Genomic DNA, 15,631 nt, shown 5'->3' with positions numbered 1-15,631 from the left:
GTCAGTCGTTTCGGCGCTCGGGTATCGCTGTCTCCCTCGTTCGGACTGCATTCACGATGTCGAAGGCACCGATGATCGCGAGGATCACGCCGAGTGGTCCGCCGCGAAACCAGAAGAACTCGGCGTCACGCGCGAACAGCCACAGACAGCCGCCACCGACGACCAAGAGAATGCCGATCATCAACTCGAAGCGAATTTTCATACGTCGAGCCTGTCTTCTCTCTCGAATCCGCACATCAGCCATCGGAACAACGCCGACCTCATCATTTGGTATGACAAGTCAGGCGCCCCGATGTGCTCTGATAAGTCTGTGGTGACCAGAAGTCGGAGTGTCGGCAAGTGGAACGATCCGCTCATCGCCTTCGGCCTGTTCGCGATCGGGGTACTCCTCTACCTGGTCGGCCTGTACCAAATGTGGACCGATGTCGGAGGTGTCGCCGACGTTCCCGCCGGGGTTCGGATCGGGATGCTGGCTCTGCTGTGTGCGATCGACTCGTTCCGGCGGGTGCGTCCGGCAACAGCTTTGGCGGCGGGGGCCGTCATCGTCGCGGTCGACGCTGCCCTGGGACCCACTCTGCCGATGTGGCTGGTCCTCTCGGATCTCACCTACGCCGCAGTTCTGTACGGGACGGCGCGGCTGGGCCGAGTGGTGTGTTCTCTGACCGCGGTGACGGTTGCCGCGCTCACCGCACTCGTCTACCTGTCCACCCAGGACGTCCGCGCTGCGGCTGGGGCAGGCGTGGTGACCGCTCTGTTCTTCGGTACACCGGTGTGGTGGGCACTGGTCATCCGTCGACAAGTCGAACTGACCGAGGCCGAACGCGAGCGTTCCAGAGTCCACGAAGCACTCGCCACTCTGGACCGCGAGGCCGCAGTCGCTCACGAACGAGCAACCATGGCGCGCGATCTGCACGACGTCATCGCAAGCCACCTCTCCGCCATCGCAATCCATTCCGAGGCGGCACTGTCCACCTCAGCTCTCTCCGGTGAACGGGGCCAACCAGACGACGGATTGAGGGAGATGATCGGAGCGATCAGATCGAGCAGTCTCGCGGGCCTTTCCGAGATGCGGTCGATGATCGAACTGCTCCACGCCGGGGACGACGAGACCCCGGACCCGCGTTCCTCTCCCCCGCGGCTGACCGAGTTGCCCGTCGTCCTGGACGCAGTTCGGGCAGCCGGCGCCGCCGTGCACGTTGCGATCGACATCGATACTGCCGACCTGCCGAGCGTGGTCGATCACACGGCGTACCGGATCACCCAGGAGGCGTTGACCAATGCGCTCAAGCATGCGCCTGGTGCACCGATCTCGATGTCGATCTCTCTCCAGCACAATGCATTACAGATCGAGATCCGAAACCCCATCGGTCGCGACACATCCAGTTTTCGGGCGGGAACGCACGGACTTGCAAACATGCGTCACCGCGCCGAACTGCTGGGCGGTTCACTCGACGCACTTCCGGTCGACGGAGAATGGACGGTATGCGCACAGATACCGGTCCCCGCGCCGAACGGAACGGATCGGTGATCACCGTCGCCCTGGTCGACGACCACGCCGCGATCCGGTCGGGACTCGCGATGATCCTGCGGCAGCACGACGACATCGATGTCGTCGCAGAAGCCGGTGACGGAGCGTCGGCGATCACCGTCACCCGCACACATCAACCCGACGTCGTACTCATGGACGTCCGGATGCCAGGCACCGACGGCATCGAGGCGACGCGTCAGATCATCGGGACGACCCGCAGCCGGGTTCTGGTGTTGACCACCTTTGACCTCGACGAATACGTCTTCGCGGCCCTGCGCGCCGGTGCGTCGGGATTCCTGCTCAAGACTGCGACAGCGGACGAACTGACCCGCGCTATCCGCAATGTCGCAGCCGGAGATGCAGTGCTCGCTCCTCGTGCGGCGCGTGCACTGATCGGCGAGTTCGTGCAGCGCGCACCCAAACCCACCGAACCGCTGGGATTGAGCGAGCTCACCGACCGTGAACGCGAGGTCCTCGCGCTGTTGGGGACGGGTATGTCCAACGCCGAACTGTCGCGTGAACTCGGAGTCGGTGCTCCGACGGTGAAGTCGCACGTGTCGCGAGTTCTGTCGAAGTTGCACCTCACCTCACGCGTCCAGGCGGCGATCCTTGCCCGCGAACTGGAGCTGTAGGTTCGGCCGAGGCTGACTACTCCAGTTATCCGCGAACCAGATCGACGAACATCTCGTGCACTCGACGGTCCCCGGTAACCTCGGGATGGAAAGAAGTGGCGATCACCGAGCCCTGCCGAACCGCGACGATCCGGCCCGCGGCCTCCCCCGCGGCGGCGGGAACCTGCGCAAGGACCTCAACGCCCGGCCCAACTCGCTCCACCCACGGCGCGCGGATGAAGACAGCGCGAATGGGATCACCGATGATGCCCTCGAACTCCAGGTCGGACTCGAAAGAATCGACCTGCCGACCGAAAGCGTTGCGGCGCACCGTCATGTCGATGGCGCCGAGATGCTCGGCGTCCGGCCGGGTGTCTAGTACCTCGCTGGCGAGCAGAATCATGCCCGCACACGATCCGTAAGCCGGCAGCCCGCCGCGGAGTCGCTCACGAAGCGGTTCCAGCAGCTCGAATACCTGCAGAAGCCGGCTCATCGTGGTGGATTCGCCACCGGGGATCACGATGCCGTCGACCTTGTCGAGTTCCTCCGGGCGCCGGATACCCACCGCATCCGCTCCCGAATCATCGAGTGCGGCAAGGTGTTCGCGAACATCACCTTGGAGGGCGAGTACACCGATCAACGGACGCGTCATCACACAGTTCCTGTCTTGTTCTCACGGCTGTTCTTGCTCTCATGGCTGTCGGGTTCGCGTTCGAGACGCGTCAAACCCTCCTGAACCACCGCTGCCACCATGTTGCCATCGCGATCGTAGATACGCCCCTGAGTGAGCGCGCGACCAAAACCTGCCGACGGCGACGTCTGGTCGTAGAGCAACCACTCGTCGGCCCGGAACGGACGCAGGAACCACATCGCGTGATCGAGCGAAGCAGTCTGCGTCTTCACGCCGCGGTGCGGGACTTTGGAAGTTCCGAGCAGGGTCATGTCACTGAGGTACGCGAGGGTGCAGATGTGCAGCAGCGGACGATCCGGCAGAGCCTCGCGGTAGCGCATCCACACGCGTTGTTGCGCGGCGAGATCCGGCGCTGACGCGCTCTGCTCAGCGGGCACAATTCTGATGTCCCAGTTCTTCCACTCCTGATAGAACTGCGATTCAGCCAACTTCGGAACGGTCTGCGCGTCCGGCAAGTCCTCCGGCGCCGGAACGGAGGGCATCCGGTCCTGGTGCTCGATACCTTCGTCGTCGACGTGGAACGAGGCCGACATCGTGAAGATCGTCTTGCCGTCCTGAACTGCATTCACCCGGCGGGTGCAGAACGAGCGCCCGTCGCGGATGCGGTCCACCAGGTAGACCGTCGGAATCTTCGGATTGCCCGGGCGCAGGAAATATCCGTGCAACGAGTGCACGTGGTAGCTCTCGTCAACGGTGCTCACGGCAGAAACCAACGACTGCCCGGCAACCTGCCCGCCGAACGTCCGTTGAAGTGCGGTGGGATGGACCGCACCACGGAAGATGTCCTTCTCCAGGTGTTCGAGCGCGAGGATCTCCTCGATACCAACCATGAGTCCTCCGAAAACATAGACCGCCGCACTGGGCGCGATGACGGTTCACAATATCGCCTCGGCGAGCGGGCACGGCACCATGGTGGGCGTGAGTACATTCATCCCGTCCAGTCCCCTCGCCTTGGCCGAGCAGATTGCAACGCTGAGCGGATCGTTTCCGTCGGTGGCGGTAGTAGCGATCGACGGACCTGATTGTGCACAGCCGTCTCGGCTCGCGGAACTGGTCGGCACCGCCGTCGAGTCGCGCAACAGGCCGAGTGCTGTTGTGTCACTGCACGACTACGTACGGCCGGCTTCGCTGCGATACGAGTTCGGCCACGAGGATGCGCTGAGTTACCGCACTATCTGGTTCGACTATCCGGCACTCGATCGTGAAGTGATCACCGCAGCCCGCACAAAACGGGCGTTCTTGCCGAAACTCTGGGACGAACCCACCGATCGATCGGCTCGGTCGACCCGTATCCCCGTCCATGAGCGCGCGGTCATCGTGATCGCCGGTCCGATGTTGCTCGGGCGCGGGCTGGAGTTCGACGTCAGCGTCCGCCTGGACATGAGCGAACCTGCCATGCGGCGGCACACACCGGAGGCAGATCTGTGGACCGTCGAGGCACTCCTCGAACACCGATCAGAAGTGTCCGAGGAGGTCGATTTCGAGGTCAGATACGACCATCCGGCCCGGCCTGCGGTGCGGTCTCGCCAGTGAAGGTCTCACTGCGATTGATCTCACGTCGGACGACCTCACTTCGGGCGATACAGCCTGGTCAGACCCTCCTGGACGACTGCAGCAACCATATTTCCTCGGCTGTCGAAGATTCGTCCCTGCGTCAGTGCGCGACCGAAGCCCGCTGACGGCGACGTCTGGTCGTACAACAGCCACTCGTCGGCGCGGAACGGCCGCAGGAACCACATGGCGTGATCGAGCGAAGCGCTTTGCATGGCGACGTCCATGTGGGGGCCGCGGGAAGATCCGAGCAGCGTCATGTCGCTCATGTAGGCAAGCGTGCACACGTGAAATACCGGGTCGTCCGGGAGTGCCTCGCGGGAACGGAACCACACTTGCTGCTGCGCGGCAGCGCCCGGACGTTTGTCGATGTCGGCCTTCGGCACCATTCGAAGGTCCCAATCGGACCACTCACGCGCCAGCCACGCAGTCTCGGGATCCTCCGAATCCTGGGCGATGGCCAAGGTCTCGGGGTCAGGAACGGGTGGCATCTCGTCCTGGTGCTCGATGCCTTCGTCTTGGACGTGGAAGGACGCCGACATCGTGAAAATGGCTTGCCCGTCTTGAATTCCGGTGACCAAGCGGGTCGCGAACGATCGACCGTCCCGAACACGATCAACCAGAAAAACCGTCGGCTCCATCGGATTTCCCGGACGCAGGAAATATCCGTGCAACGAATGAACCGAGTAGGCCGGATCGACCGTGCGTACCGCCGACACCAATGCCTGTCCGGCGACCTGGCCGCCGAAAGTGCGGGTCAGGGTGGTCTCCGCGATGATTCCTCGAAAGATGTCCCGCTCGAGGCGTTCCAACTCCAGAATTTCTTCGATCCTCGCCATCGATGCTCCACATCTTCCCGTGTACCGACGTCTACCGACCTTCACACAATGCCTGACGCACCCCCGGCCACCAAAGTGGGCATACAAAATCATGGAGTTGCATGCCGCCCTACTCAGAATGGGGGTGGATCGCCTCCGCCGTCGAAGGTCCTCCTCCGGGCCTTCTTCTTCATTCGGAGGTGCATTCGTAACCGCTGCCGCCGGCGTTCACCCCGCACACGAGCGGCTTTGTTTTCCAGACGTGTGCGCCGACGCCGACCACCCTCGGGCAGCACAGGCTCGAGCATTCCCGCCAGCAGACCTGACGGCCTGGTTCGGTAGCAATGTCCGGTCGGCGAGGTCAGCATGACGCTGCGGTCCGGGTTCGAGGTGTGCACCCACTGACCGGAGTGCTTGAGGCGGTGATGGTTTCGACAATAGGCACTCAAGTTTGAGGCCACGGTCTTTCCACCACGAGTGGGATCGCGATGATCAAAGGGTTCAGTGTGATCAAGATCTGAATTCCACGCAGCGACATCGCAGTGCAACCACTGGCAGCTTCCTGCGATCACCCGCACCCAGGTGTCGAGGACAGCGCCCGGGCGGTACACGAACGCAGAAGGAACGACGGGCGAAGGTACTGGCTCGCCCATACCGGCAGCCTCGAGCGCGGCGTCGGCTGGTACCTTCACATTCCGAATCAGCGCACCCGCGGCGATGTCACGTGCATGCTCTGCACTGATCACTCCATAACCGTCGAGGTGAGCGGGTTCGTCTGCACCTGGTGCGTCACCGCCCTGAAGCGTTGATTCCAGCATGACCACGTGAACCAACGGCCGACGCACCACCACAATCCCGCTTCGATCTTGTGGGCACTCGTCCCGGCCGCAATCGCACGGCAGAATCGTCGACCCGGATACCAACGCTCCCAATGCGTCAGCTCGTCGTTGCTCGTACTTACGGGAATCGTGTCGACACACCGACATCGCCAACTCACGTAACCGACTATCGAAAGCCCGTGCTTCCTCCGCCGGAATACTCCCCAATATCCGCGCCATTCCGTCCTCGGCAGCGCTCACACCCACGAACCGATCAGCCAGGGCGCGGCGTCGACGTTCGCGTATCCCCTCGGGATCCACCACGGCGACGATCCGGTCGATAGCCGCTGTCAATCTGCGACCCGTCAAGCCGGTACCGCCAGGCATCGGTGGCGCCGAGATCTTTTCGAGGAGTTGCCGTTCCACCTCGTCGATCAAATCGTCGGCTACGTTGGCCGTAGCGGAGTCGATCAATCCGACTCGATACAGATCCAGTTCTCCGCGCGCCATGGCGGCACGCGTGCGATGGAGGCGAGTCTTGAGAGAAAAGCCGAGACCGATCAACTTTCCCGCTGCGGCACGGCCCATGGTCAATGCCGCGCCGAGCTCGGCCTCAGCCAGTTCGTGAGCGGTAGACGACCAAGCACCGTTATCAGTGTGGTCAGCGCTGCGACGCTCGAAAAACTCGGCAATGGCAGCCAGTTTCCGTTCCACGAGCATCGATTCGCGCGCATGCAGATCGGCGATGAGATCGATGAGGGCGCAGTCGGATTCAGCACCGGACAGCTGCGCTGCGGTACCCGAACTTCCTACTCCGTCATCGAACATTCCTCAACATTATTCGAATATACGTTCGATATCCATGATTTCCAGGAATCAGTCCGAACAATCCTGATTGACCGAAAATTGTTGCGGAGCAACCTTTGCGGCCACTCGTGTTCCGGCAACGGATTCCCCTACTGAACCAGGGCGTTGATAATGCGGGCAGCTTCGGCCGGGTAGATAGGGCGGTCGGACCCACCACTCAATACCCAGTGGACTGGACTACCTTCGCCTAGGACTCGGAGTTGCACGTCGAGCGGAAACGCATCGATGTCAGCCGAGTCGACTCCAAAGACATGGACAATCTCATGCCCAGGTCGCCCCTCGAACTCGAAGATGTTCTCGACGACCTCGAGCAACTCGACGCTTCCCAGCCTGACACAGAGTTCCTCCGCGAACTCGCGTCGCAGCGCTGCCTCGGCCGTCTCACCGAACTCGATACCGCCACCGATCAATCGATGAAAGTTCTCCCCCGTGACAGAGTCCGTGCCGTCGAGCATGAGTACGTGACCGGAACGGACAGGTATCCCCAGTGAGATGTTACGAATTGACGACATACGACACAGTTTAGGTGGCCAACTCGAACACCATTTTGAATCCGACGACGGCGAATATCACCAAAAGTGATGGGGTGGGCACAAATACGACTTGGACTTGCAGAGAGCCCCGATGGCAGACTCGAACACCATTCCCGGACAAAAGAACCCATTGAGGAACCGATGAACGACGCCAGTACCTGGACCGCACGACTCGCCGCACTCGACCTGACCCTCCCGCCTGTTGCCACCCCCGCAGGCTCATACCTTCCCGCCGTTCAGACGGGGTCATACGTCTATACATCGGGGCAATTGCCGCTCGTCGACGGCACTACGACGTGCATCGGCAAGTTGGGCGAGGGCGTCTCCGTCGAAGACGCCGCCCAGGCGGCGCGGTTGTGCACTCTCAACGGACTCGCGGCAGTCGATGCCTTAGTCGGGCTCGATCGCATCGTTCGGGTCGTCAAGGTCGTTGGATTTGTTGCGTCCGGATCCGGATTTTCGCAGCAACCCCAGGTGATCAACGGTGCGTCCGACCTGCTGGCCGAGATCTTCGGTTCGGCTGGACAACACGCCCGCTCAGCGATCGGCGTCGCCGAACTACCCCGAAACAGTGCCGTCGAGGTCGAGTTCGTGTTCGAGGTATCGGACAGCATCTGATCGGTCTGCCACACCCCGAAGGGGCGGCGGTTGCCAACGCAACCGCCGCCCCTTCGTCTGTGAGGACTTTCAGGCACTGAGCCCGGTCGTCGAACCTGCTGTCACCAACCGCGCTCTGCGAGGCGGTGTCCGACGGGCAGGTCGTCGACGTTGATACCGACCATTGCCTCACCGAGTCCGCGCGAGACCTTGGCGAGCACGTCCGGGTCGTCGTAGAACGTGGTGGCCTTGACGATGGCCTCCGCGCGCTGCTTCGGGTTGCCGGACTTGAAGATGCCCGATCCGACGAACACGCCCTCGGCGCCGAGCTGCATCATCATCGCAGCGTCTGCCGGGGTGGCGATGCCGCCGGCAGTGAACATGGTGACCGGCAGCTTGCCGGCCTTGGCGACCTCGACGACCAGTTCGTACGGCGCCTGCAGTTCCTTGGCGGCCACGTACAGTTCGTCCTCGCTCAGCGAGGTCAACCGGCGGATCTCGCCGCGGATGGTGCGCATATGGGTGGTGGCGTTGGAGACGTCTCCGGTGCCTGCTTCACCCTTCGAGCGGATCATGGCCGCGCCTTCGTTGATGCGACGGAGCGCTTCGCCGAGGTTGGTGGCGCCACAGACGAAGGGAGCGGTGAACTTCCACTTGTCGATGTGGTTGGCGTAGTCGGCCGGGGTCAGGACCTCGGACTCGTCGATGTAGTCGACGCCGAGGCTCTGCAGGATCTGCGCTTCGACGAAGTGACCGATGCGTGCCTTGGCCATGACGGGGATGCTGACGGTGGAGATGATGCTGTCGATCATGTCCGGGTCACTCATGCGCGAGACGCCGCCCTGTGCGCGAATGTCTGCGGGGACCCGCTCGAGTGCCATGACGGCGACGGCGCCGGCGTCTTCGGCGATCTTGGCCTGCTCAGCGGTGACCACGTCCATGATCACACCGCCCTTGAGCATTTCAGCCATGCCGCGCTTGACGCGGGCGGTGCCGATGGCGGTGGTGGGGGCAGAGTCGGGGGTGCTCACAGCAAACTCCTGCAGTAGTGGCGTGACGAAAGAAACAAGGCACGGCGAACACACGAGTTCATTCGCGCGGAGGCCTCTGGCCAGAACTCTAGGACGAACCGGCCTTCGATTCCGTATCCAATTTGCCATTGCTGGCCTTAAACTGCCCGCGAGCACTGAACGACCGAACGATCAGCGGATGGAACGCACTTCCGGATCCTCGGAACCGTCCGCAATCGTCGCGGCCTCCACCAGGAGGTTTGCCAGATCCAACGGGTAGACGGGCTCACCGGACTTGGCCAGTCGGCGGATCTCGTCGGCGCTGCACCAGCGATGGCCGGTGATGGCACGCTGTTCCAATTCCGTGTGGCCTTGGAAGACCGGCTCGAAGCCGTGAGTGCGCGTAGCGAAGAACAGCTCTTCCGAACGGATCAGCTCACCGTCGAACGGGAAGATCGCCACCCGACGCCAAAGCGGACCTCGCAGATTCTCCGGCGCTACCTTGAACCCCGTTTCCTCCTCGATCTCACGAACCGCGGCCGCTCGCAGATGTTCGCCGCGTTCGAGCCCGCCGCCAACGGTGAACCAGAAGTAAGTGTTCGGGATCTTGGGATCGTGCCCGCGCAACAGCAGCACCCGATCTTCCTCGTCCAGCATCACCACGCGGGCAGAGGTCCGTGACGTATCCACGGTGATGCCCTCGGGCACCGCCGCCGCGGTCGTGCGCTCCGATATCTCGAAGTACTGAGGTAGCGGTGCCGTTCCCCCGAGGTGCAGCCAGCGAACAAGTCGACGCGTACGCAACGCGAGAGTGTCGCGCACCGCGTCGTTGTGGAACCGCCGAGCGATCAGGACCCTCGCCTCGGCATCGGCCAACTCGGCCACCAGTTGAGGTCGCAGCGACGTCGTGCCGTAGGCAGCGAGAGCATTGGACAGCCGGTTCTCGGCAAGCTCGCGATCCTGACGATCCGCACGTTCGGCGGCGTCCGCCAAGGTGACGAATCTGCGGGCGTCGTCGGCGCTCATGTCCACAGCCGCCGCGCGGACAACCGCGGCACGACGGGACAGAGCCGCATCGAGCGCCAACCACGACTGATCCGAACGCACATGCAGTCGATCGAGTCGGTTCGCCGTCCCGTACGCCCACAGTCCGACGACCAGGACGACGGCAGCGACGAGCCCGAGAATGAAGATTGTCAGAGCGGAGAAGGTCATGAACCCACCACGCGTACGCCGGTGCCGCCAACCGTGACGGTCTCGTAGACACGCAGGATCTGTTCGGCCACCACCGGCCAGTCGTATTCGGCAACAACACTTGTCGCGGTGTTGACCAGCGCGCGTCGTCGATCCGGGTCACCGAGAACGGAATCGATTGCCTCGGCCAAGGCATCGGAGTTCCCGATGGGGACCAGCAAGCCGGCCTGACCGTCGCGAAGAACACGGCGAAAAGCGTCCAACTCACTGGCCACGACGGCAGTGCCAGCCGCCATGGCCTCGACCAGCACGATCCCGAAGCTCTCACCGCCGAGATTGGGCGCGCAGTAGACGTCCGCACTGCGAAGCGCCGACGCTTTCTCCTCGTCACTGACCTGCCCGAGCAGGCGGAGATGCTTGAAGTACTTACCCGCCTCTTTGCGGAGTTTCTCCTCGTCGCCGCGTCCGACCACGATCACTTCGAGGTCCGGATGACGCTCGACCAACTCCGGCAGCGCACCGAGGAGGACGGCCATCCCCTTGCGCGGTTCGTCGTAGCGACCGAGGAACAGAATGGTTCCGCCCTCGCGCGGGTAGCCGGGCAACAGATCGGCCTCGGCAAACGCTGCGACATCGACGCCGTTGGGGATCTCGACCGCGTCGGATCCGAGAGACTCGACCTGCCAACGACGCGCCAACTCCGAGACTGCGATCCGGCCGCTGATCTTCTCGAGATACGGAGCCAAGACACCCTGAAACGTGCTCAGCACCAACGACTTCGTGGTCGACGTGTGGAAGGTGGCGACGATCGGGCCTTCCGCGATGCGCAACGCGAGCATGGACAGACTCGGCGCATTGGGTTCGTGGATATGTAGAACGTCGAAGTCACCTTCCGCGATGAACTTGCGGAGGCGGTTGTTCGCCGTCGGGCCGAAAGACAACCGCGCAACAGAACCGTTGTAGGGAATCGCGACGGCTTTACCTGCGGAAACCACAAAATCCGGCAACTCGTCGTCATCGGACGACGGCGCAAGCACACTCACTTTGTGACCACGTTCGATCAGCACCTCGGCCAGATCCACCACGTGCGCCTGGACGCCGCCGGGGACGTCGAAGGAGTACGGGCAGATCATGCCGATTTTCATTCACCCTCCATGCGGGCGAGCCGCGATTCGGAAAGGTCCGAGCGCCACAGCGGTTGAAGCATGTGCCAGTCAGCGGGGTGCGCTGCGATGTTGACCGCGAAACGGTCGGCAAGTGCTTGCGTGGCCGGGCCGACTCCGCCGGATACGTCGATCGGCGGGTCGATCTTGAAGCCCCATCCGTCGGGTGTGAACCAGCAGTGGACCGGTAGCAGCGGCGCGCCGGTGTCGATCGCGAGCTTCGCCGGGCCGGCGGGCATGCGAGTGGGTTCTCCGAAGAACGTGACGGGCACACCCTTCTTCGCCAGATCGCGCTCCCCCAACAGGCACACGATCTTGTTCTCGCGCAGATGCTTGGAGAGTTCGACGAAAGGAGGATGCTCCCCGCCGCTGAGCGGGAAGATCTCGAAGCCGAGACTCTCGCGATAGTCGACGAACCGTTCGTACAGGGATTCGGGCTTGAGCCGCTCGGCAACGGAGGTCAACCCGCCCCACTGCTGAACGCACCACACGCCGGCCATGTCCCAATTACCGCTGTGAGGCAACGCCAATACCGCGCCATGACCTGCCGCCATTGCCTTTTCCAGATGTTCTTGGCACTCGACCAGCGCATGCAGCGCCTTACCTGTCGCGACCAGGTCCATCGACGGAAGACGAAACGCCTCACGCCAATACCGGGCGTACGAGCGCATCGAATCCTTGATCAACTGATCCGGAACTTGCTCCGGCGTCGTGCCCAGAACTCTCGCGAGGTTCTTCCTGAGTTGTTCGGGTCCGCCCTTGCGTACCGCGAAATCCGCTCCGGCGTCGAACAGCTTGACCGCCACCGATTCCGGCAGGCTTCGCACCAGACGCCAACCCGCGGCGTATCCCAGATCTGTTGCACGCTCGGCAAAGCTCATTTCTCTGCCTCGCCGTCCGTGTCCGGCGCACCTTCGACCGTCGATGCGGCCGGGGCGATCGGCAGAAGTTCCCGAGCGCCAGGCGAATTGCGCACCGCGAGCACTCGTTGGAAGACCGTCACGATACTTCCGGCGGCAAGTACCCACATCGCGATGTGAATCGCCCACGGTAGACCCATACCTGTCAGGCCAGATCCGACCAACACGATGATCAGTCGGTCCGGGCGCTCGATCCACCCGCCGTCCGCAGTCAGCCCGCTCGCCTCCGCGCGCGCCTTCGCGTACGAGATGACCTGCGAGGTGACGAGGCAGATGAGCGTCGCGACGAGCAGCCACTTGCTGTTCTCGTGGTAGACCGCCCACCAGGCCAGGCCGGCAAAAATCGCGCCGTCGGCGACGCGGTCGCAGGTCGCGTCCAGTACCGCCCCGTACCGCGTTCCGCCGCCGCGAGCACGAGCCATTGCGCCGTCGAGCATGTCGAACATGACGAAGAACCAGATGAACATGGTTCCCCAGAACAGATGTCCGGACGGAAACAGCGTCACCGCACCGGCGACGCTTGCCACCGTGCCGATCACCGTCACCGAGTCCGGCGTCAGACCGGTCTTGACCAGCGCCTTCCCCATAGGTGCCGTCACCTTGGACACCGATGCGCGCCCGAAGAAGCTCAACACCGCAGGAACCCTCCCCGTCGTGAGTTCCGGTTCGGAACTCGTTGCAGCAATGCATCCTGCCATGAAGCCGGATGCGTCAACCTATTGTTGCCAGGCACCGGCGAGTAGTCCCCTGGTCTCCCGCAGCAATTGCGGCATCACCTTGACCCCACCGAGCACGGTGATGAAGTTGGCGTCGCCGCCCCAACGTGGCACTACGTGTTGGTGAAGGTGCTCGGACAGCGAACCGCCCGCAGCGGCACCGAGATTCAGGCCGACGTTGAATCCGTGAGGATTCGACACGCTCTTGATCACCCGCAACGCCTGCTGGGTGAACGCCATCAACTCGGCGCTCTCCTCCGGCGTCAGGTCTTCGAGTGCCGCGACCTTGCGGTACGGAACCACCATCAGGTGCCCCGGGTTGTACGGATACAGGTTCAGAACCGCATAGACATGCTCACCGCGGGCAACGATCAGTCCTTCTTCGTCCGACATCTTCGGAATGTCGATGAACGGTTCACCTGTCGTGCCCGGGGTGTTGGGCGCCTCGGTGATGTACGACATCCGATGCGGCGACCAAATGCGCTGCAAATGGTCAGGGTCACCGACGCCGTGGTCGATCAGCGAACCCGGACCGTCGTCACCGGGGGCGCTCACTGCGCCACGCTTGGCTGCACCAGTTCGGCTGTCGGCGAGGCGTTCTCGCGGCGGCCGATCCACTCGGTGATGATCCGGACGGCGTCGTCGACGGGAATGCCGTTGATCTGCGTGCCGTCACGGAAACGGAAGCTGACCGCGCCGGCCTCCACGTCACGCTCGCCCGCGAGGAGCATGAACGGGACCTTTTGCGTGGTGTGGTTACGGATCTTCTTCTGCATACGGTCGTCACTGAAGTCGACCTCGGCGCGAACACCGGCTGCCTTGAGCTTCTTCGTGACGTCGAACAGGTGATCGGCGAACGCCTCGGCCACCGGGATTCCGACGACCTGCACCGGCGCCAGCCACGCCGGGAACGCGCCCGCGTAGTGCTCGGTCAGGACACCGAAGAACCGCTCGATCGAGCCGAACAGCGCGCGGTGGATCATGACCGGACGAGTCTTGACGCCGTCGTTGCCGGTGTATTCGAGCTCGAACCGCTCGGGCAGGTTGAAGTCGAGCTGGATGGTCGACATCTGCCAGGTGCGGCCGAGTGCGTCCTTGACCTGAACGGAGATCTTGGGACCGTAGAACGCGGCTCCGCCCGGATCCGGCACCAGAGTCAGGCCGGAAGCTTCGCCGACCTCGGCGAGCGTTGCAGTTGCCTCTTCCCAGACGTCGTCGCTACCGACGAATTTGTCCGGGTTCTTGGTGGACAGCTCGAGGTAGAAGTCGTCGAGGCCGTAATCCTTGAGCAGGTTCAGCACGAACTGCAGCGTGGTGGTCAGCTCGTCGCGCATCTGCTCACGGGTGCAGTAGATGTGAGCGTCGTCCTGGGTCATGCCGCGCACGCGGGTCAGGCCGTGGATGACGCCGGACTTCTCGTAGCGGTAGACCGAGCCGAATTCGAAGAGCCGCAACGGCAATTCACGGTACGAGCGTCCGCGAGCACGGAAGATCAGGTTGTGCATCGGGCAGTTCATCGGCTTGAGGTAGTAGTCCTGGCCCGGCTTGCGCACGGTGCCGTCCTCGTTCAGTTCCTCGTCGACGTGCATCGCCGGGAACATGCCGTCGCGGTACCAGTCGAGGTGACCGGAAACCTCGTACAGATGCCCCTTGGTGATGTGCGGAGTGTTGACGAACTCGTAGCCCGCCTCGATGTGACGGCTGCGCGAGTAGTTCTCCATCTCGGTGCGGATGATGCCGCCCTTGGGATGGAACACCGGCAGACCCGAACCGAGCTCGTCGGGGAAGCTGAAGAGGTCCAGTTCGGTACCGAGCTTGCGGTGATCACGACGCTCGGCCTCGGCGAGCAGTTCGAGGTATTCGTCCTGAGCCTCGGTGGACTCCCACGCGGTGCCGTAGACACGCTGAAGATCGGCGTTGTCCTGGTTGCCACGCCAGTAGGCGGCGGAGCTTCGGGTCAACTTGAAGGCCGGGATGTGCTTGGTGGTCGGAATGTGCGGGCCGCGGCACAGATCGGACCAGATCTTGTCGCCGGTACGAGGATCGAGATTGTCGTAGATGGTCAGCTCGTTGCCGCCCACCTCCATGATCTCGGGATCGTCGATACCGGACTTGTCGTCGATCAATTCGAGCTTGAACGGCTCGTCGGCCAACTCGACCCGAGCGTCTTCGATCGAATCGACCACTCGACGCGAAAAGCGCTGTGATCCCTTGATGATCTGCTTCATACGCTTTTCGAGCTTGGCCAGATCCTCCGGAGTGAACGGGCGGTCCACCGCGAAGTCGTAGTAGAAGCCGTCCTTGATCGGCGGACCGATGCCGAGCTTCGCGTCGGGGAATTCTTTCTGAACCGCCTGCGCGAGGACGTGGGCCGCGGAGTGCCGGATGACGCTGCGGCCGTCTTCGGTGGATGCTGCCACCGGCTCGACGTCGACATCGACCTCAGGTGTCCACGACAGATCCTTGAGCGTTCCCTCGCCATCGCGGACAACGACGATCACGTCGGGCCCCTTCGTGGGGTATCCGGCTTCGCGCACTGCAGTCCCGGCGGTCGTCCCCGCGGGCACCCGAAGTGGGGCGGCTGAGTGCTCTGGCGCGGGACTGGTCACGGCGA

General features: G+C 63.1%; 17 protein-coding genes. 4 read left to right on the top strand and 13 right to left on the bottom strand.

Going from position 1 to position 15,631, the window contains the following annotated elements; genetic code table 11:
* Position 1: 1 nt before the first annotated feature.
* The gene (locus AC1Q6C_RS14670; RefSeq protein WP_003943331.1) at positions 2–202 is read right to left on the bottom strand and encodes a hypothetical protein; all 201 of its coding nucleotides are present in this window, start codon (positions 200–202) and stop codon (positions 2–4) included.
* A gap of 111 nt (positions 203–313) precedes the next feature.
* On the opposite strand from AC1Q6C_RS14670, the gene AC1Q6C_RS14665 reads away from it, so the two are divergent.
* Both AC1Q6C_RS14665 and AC1Q6C_RS14660 read left to right on the top strand, forming a co-directional pair.
* Positions 314–1,528 carry a sensor histidine kinase gene (locus AC1Q6C_RS14665; RefSeq protein ID WP_230359835.1) on the top strand — a complete coding sequence of 405 codons (1,215 nt, stop codon included), beginning with the start codon at positions 314–316 and terminating at the stop codon, positions 1,526–1,528.
* Complete coding sequence (locus AC1Q6C_RS14660; RefSeq protein ID WP_058227942.1) at positions 1,483–2,160, top strand: response regulator; 678 nt, start codon at positions 1,483–1,485, stop codon at positions 2,158–2,160. The genes AC1Q6C_RS14665 and AC1Q6C_RS14660 overlap by 46 nt, the downstream gene beginning before the upstream one ends.
* Before the next feature lie 25 nt (positions 2,161–2,185).
* Here AC1Q6C_RS14660 and pdxT read toward each other — a convergent pair whose 3' ends face one another.
* Positions 2,186–2,791, bottom strand: a complete 606-nt coding sequence (pdxT, locus tag AC1Q6C_RS14655; protein WP_007732937.1) for a pyridoxal 5'-phosphate synthase glutaminase subunit PdxT — start codon at positions 2,789–2,791, stop codon at positions 2,186–2,188.
* A complete protein-coding gene (tesB, locus tag AC1Q6C_RS14650) occupies positions 2,791–3,660 on the bottom strand; it encodes an acyl-CoA thioesterase II (RefSeq protein ID WP_007732935.1) in 870 nt (289 codons plus the stop codon). Before tesB ends, pdxT begins: the two co-directional genes overlap by 1 nt.
* A gap of 79 nt (positions 3,661–3,739) precedes the next feature.
* On the opposite strand from tesB, the gene AC1Q6C_RS14645 reads away from it, so the two are divergent.
* Positions 3,740–4,363 (top strand): nucleoside/nucleotide kinase family protein, encoded by a 624-nt coding sequence (locus AC1Q6C_RS14645; RefSeq protein ID WP_003943324.1) that lies wholly within the window; start codon positions 3,740–3,742, stop codon positions 4,361–4,363.
* 35 nt (positions 4,364–4,398) lie between these two features.
* Here the strand turns inward: AC1Q6C_RS14645 and AC1Q6C_RS14640 are convergent, their stop codons facing one another.
* The 3 genes from AC1Q6C_RS14640 to AC1Q6C_RS14630 all read right to left on the bottom strand — a co-directional run bounded on the left by AC1Q6C_RS14640 (position 4,399) and on the right by AC1Q6C_RS14630 (position 7,396).
* A complete protein-coding gene (locus tag AC1Q6C_RS14640) occupies positions 4,399–5,220 on the bottom strand; it encodes an acyl-CoA thioesterase (RefSeq protein WP_003943337.1) in 822 nt (273 codons plus the stop codon).
* A 113-nt stretch (positions 5,221–5,333) separates the two neighbouring features.
* Positions 5,334–6,845, bottom strand: a complete 1,512-nt coding sequence (locus AC1Q6C_RS14635; protein WP_230359834.1) for an HNH endonuclease signature motif containing protein — start codon at positions 6,843–6,845, stop codon at positions 5,334–5,336.
* A 128-nt stretch (positions 6,846–6,973) separates the two neighbouring features.
* On the bottom strand, positions 6,974–7,396 hold the full coding sequence (locus tag AC1Q6C_RS14630; protein ID WP_064112867.1) for an NUDIX domain-containing protein: 423 nt from the start codon (positions 7,394–7,396) through the stop codon (positions 6,974–6,976).
* A 162-nt stretch (positions 7,397–7,558) separates the two neighbouring features.
* Between AC1Q6C_RS14630 and AC1Q6C_RS14625 the strand changes: the two genes are divergently transcribed.
* Positions 7,559–8,035 (top strand): RidA family protein, encoded by a 477-nt coding sequence (locus AC1Q6C_RS14625; protein WP_050656607.1) that lies wholly within the window; start codon positions 7,559–7,561, stop codon positions 8,033–8,035.
* A 101-nt stretch (positions 8,036–8,136) separates the two neighbouring features.
* Here the strand turns inward: AC1Q6C_RS14625 and pdxS are convergent, their stop codons facing one another.
* From pdxS to thrS, 7 genes are all read right to left on the bottom strand, one after another.
* Positions 8,137–9,045, bottom strand: a complete 909-nt coding sequence (gene pdxS, locus AC1Q6C_RS14620; protein ID WP_003943338.1) for a pyridoxal 5'-phosphate synthase lyase subunit PdxS — start codon at positions 9,043–9,045, stop codon at positions 8,137–8,139.
* A 171-nt stretch (positions 9,046–9,216) separates the two neighbouring features.
* Complete coding sequence (locus tag AC1Q6C_RS14615; protein ID WP_042951805.1) at positions 9,217–10,239, bottom strand: NUDIX hydrolase; 1,023 nt, start codon at positions 10,237–10,239, stop codon at positions 9,217–9,219.
* Positions 10,236–11,363, bottom strand: a complete 1,128-nt coding sequence (locus AC1Q6C_RS14610; protein ID WP_003943332.1) for a glycosyltransferase family 4 protein — start codon at positions 11,361–11,363, stop codon at positions 10,236–10,238. Before AC1Q6C_RS14610 ends, AC1Q6C_RS14615 begins: the two co-directional genes overlap by 4 nt.
* Positions 11,360–12,262 (bottom strand): phosphatidylinositol mannoside acyltransferase, encoded by a 903-nt coding sequence (locus tag AC1Q6C_RS14605; RefSeq protein ID WP_230359833.1) that lies wholly within the window; start codon positions 12,260–12,262, stop codon positions 11,360–11,362. Before AC1Q6C_RS14605 ends, AC1Q6C_RS14610 begins: the two co-directional genes overlap by 4 nt.
* On the bottom strand, positions 12,259–12,936 hold the full coding sequence (gene pgsA, locus AC1Q6C_RS14600; protein ID WP_007732918.1) for a phosphatidylinositol phosphate synthase: 678 nt from the start codon (positions 12,934–12,936) through the stop codon (positions 12,259–12,261). Before pgsA ends, AC1Q6C_RS14605 begins: the two co-directional genes overlap by 4 nt.
* Positions 12,937–13,017: 81 nt before the next feature.
* On the bottom strand, positions 13,018–13,572 hold the full coding sequence (locus AC1Q6C_RS14595) for an ATP adenylyltransferase (protein WP_003943307.1): 555 nt from the start codon (positions 13,570–13,572) through the stop codon (positions 13,018–13,020).
* Positions 13,569–15,626, bottom strand: coding sequence for a threonine--tRNA ligase (gene thrS, locus AC1Q6C_RS14590; protein WP_007732914.1), 2,058 nt, complete (start codon positions 15,624–15,626; stop codon positions 13,569–13,571). The genes AC1Q6C_RS14595 and thrS overlap by 4 nt, the downstream gene beginning before the upstream one ends.
* Positions 15,627–15,631: the final 5 nt, after the last annotated feature.

This window comes from Rhodococcus sp. MT28 (genome assembly GCF_058792695.1).
The sequence above is the reverse complement of the archived record's forward strand: the minus strand, read 5'-3'. Positions and strand labels throughout refer to the sequence as shown.

What these genes read in the sequence shown, in the direction of transcription:
- AC1Q6C_RS14605 (WP_230359833.1), bottom strand. Translation starts at nt 12,262, where the DNA reads ATGAGCTTTGCCGAGCGTGCAACAGATCTGGGATACGCCGCGGGTTGG.
- AC1Q6C_RS14630 (WP_064112867.1), bottom strand. Translation starts at nt 7,396, where the DNA reads ATGTCGTCAATTCGTAACATCTCACTGGGGATACCTGTCCGTTCCGGT.
- AC1Q6C_RS14635 (WP_230359834.1), bottom strand. Translation starts at nt 6,845, where the DNA reads ATGTTCGATGACGGAGTAGGAAGTTCGGGTACCGCAGCGCAGCTGTCC.
- AC1Q6C_RS14660 (WP_058227942.1), top strand. Translation starts at nt 1,483, where the DNA reads ATGCGCACAGATACCGGTCCCCGCGCCGAACGGAACGGATCGGTGATC.
- AC1Q6C_RS14670 (WP_003943331.1), bottom strand. Translation starts at nt 202, where the DNA reads ATGAAAATTCGCTTCGAGTTGATGATCGGCATTCTCTTGGTCGTCGGT.
- AC1Q6C_RS14645 (WP_003943324.1), top strand. Translation starts at nt 3,740, where the DNA reads ATGGTGGGCGTGAGTACATTCATCCCGTCCAGTCCCCTCGCCTTGGCC.
- tesB (WP_007732935.1), bottom strand. Translation starts at nt 3,660, where the DNA reads ATGGTTGGTATCGAGGAGATCCTCGCGCTCGAACACCTGGAGAAGGAC.
- AC1Q6C_RS14615 (WP_042951805.1), bottom strand. Translation starts at nt 10,239, where the DNA reads ATGACCTTCTCCGCTCTGACAATCTTCATTCTCGGGCTCGTCGCTGCC.
- AC1Q6C_RS14640 (WP_003943337.1), bottom strand. Translation starts at nt 5,220, where the DNA reads ATGGCGAGGATCGAAGAAATTCTGGAGTTGGAACGCCTCGAGCGGGAC.
- AC1Q6C_RS14625 (WP_050656607.1), top strand. Translation starts at nt 7,559, where the DNA reads ATGAACGACGCCAGTACCTGGACCGCACGACTCGCCGCACTCGACCTG.
- AC1Q6C_RS14610 (WP_003943332.1), bottom strand. Translation starts at nt 11,363, where the DNA reads ATGAAAATCGGCATGATCTGCCCGTACTCCTTCGACGTCCCCGGCGGC.
- pdxT (WP_007732937.1), bottom strand. Translation starts at nt 2,791, where the DNA reads ATGACGCGTCCGTTGATCGGTGTACTCGCCCTCCAAGGTGATGTTCGC.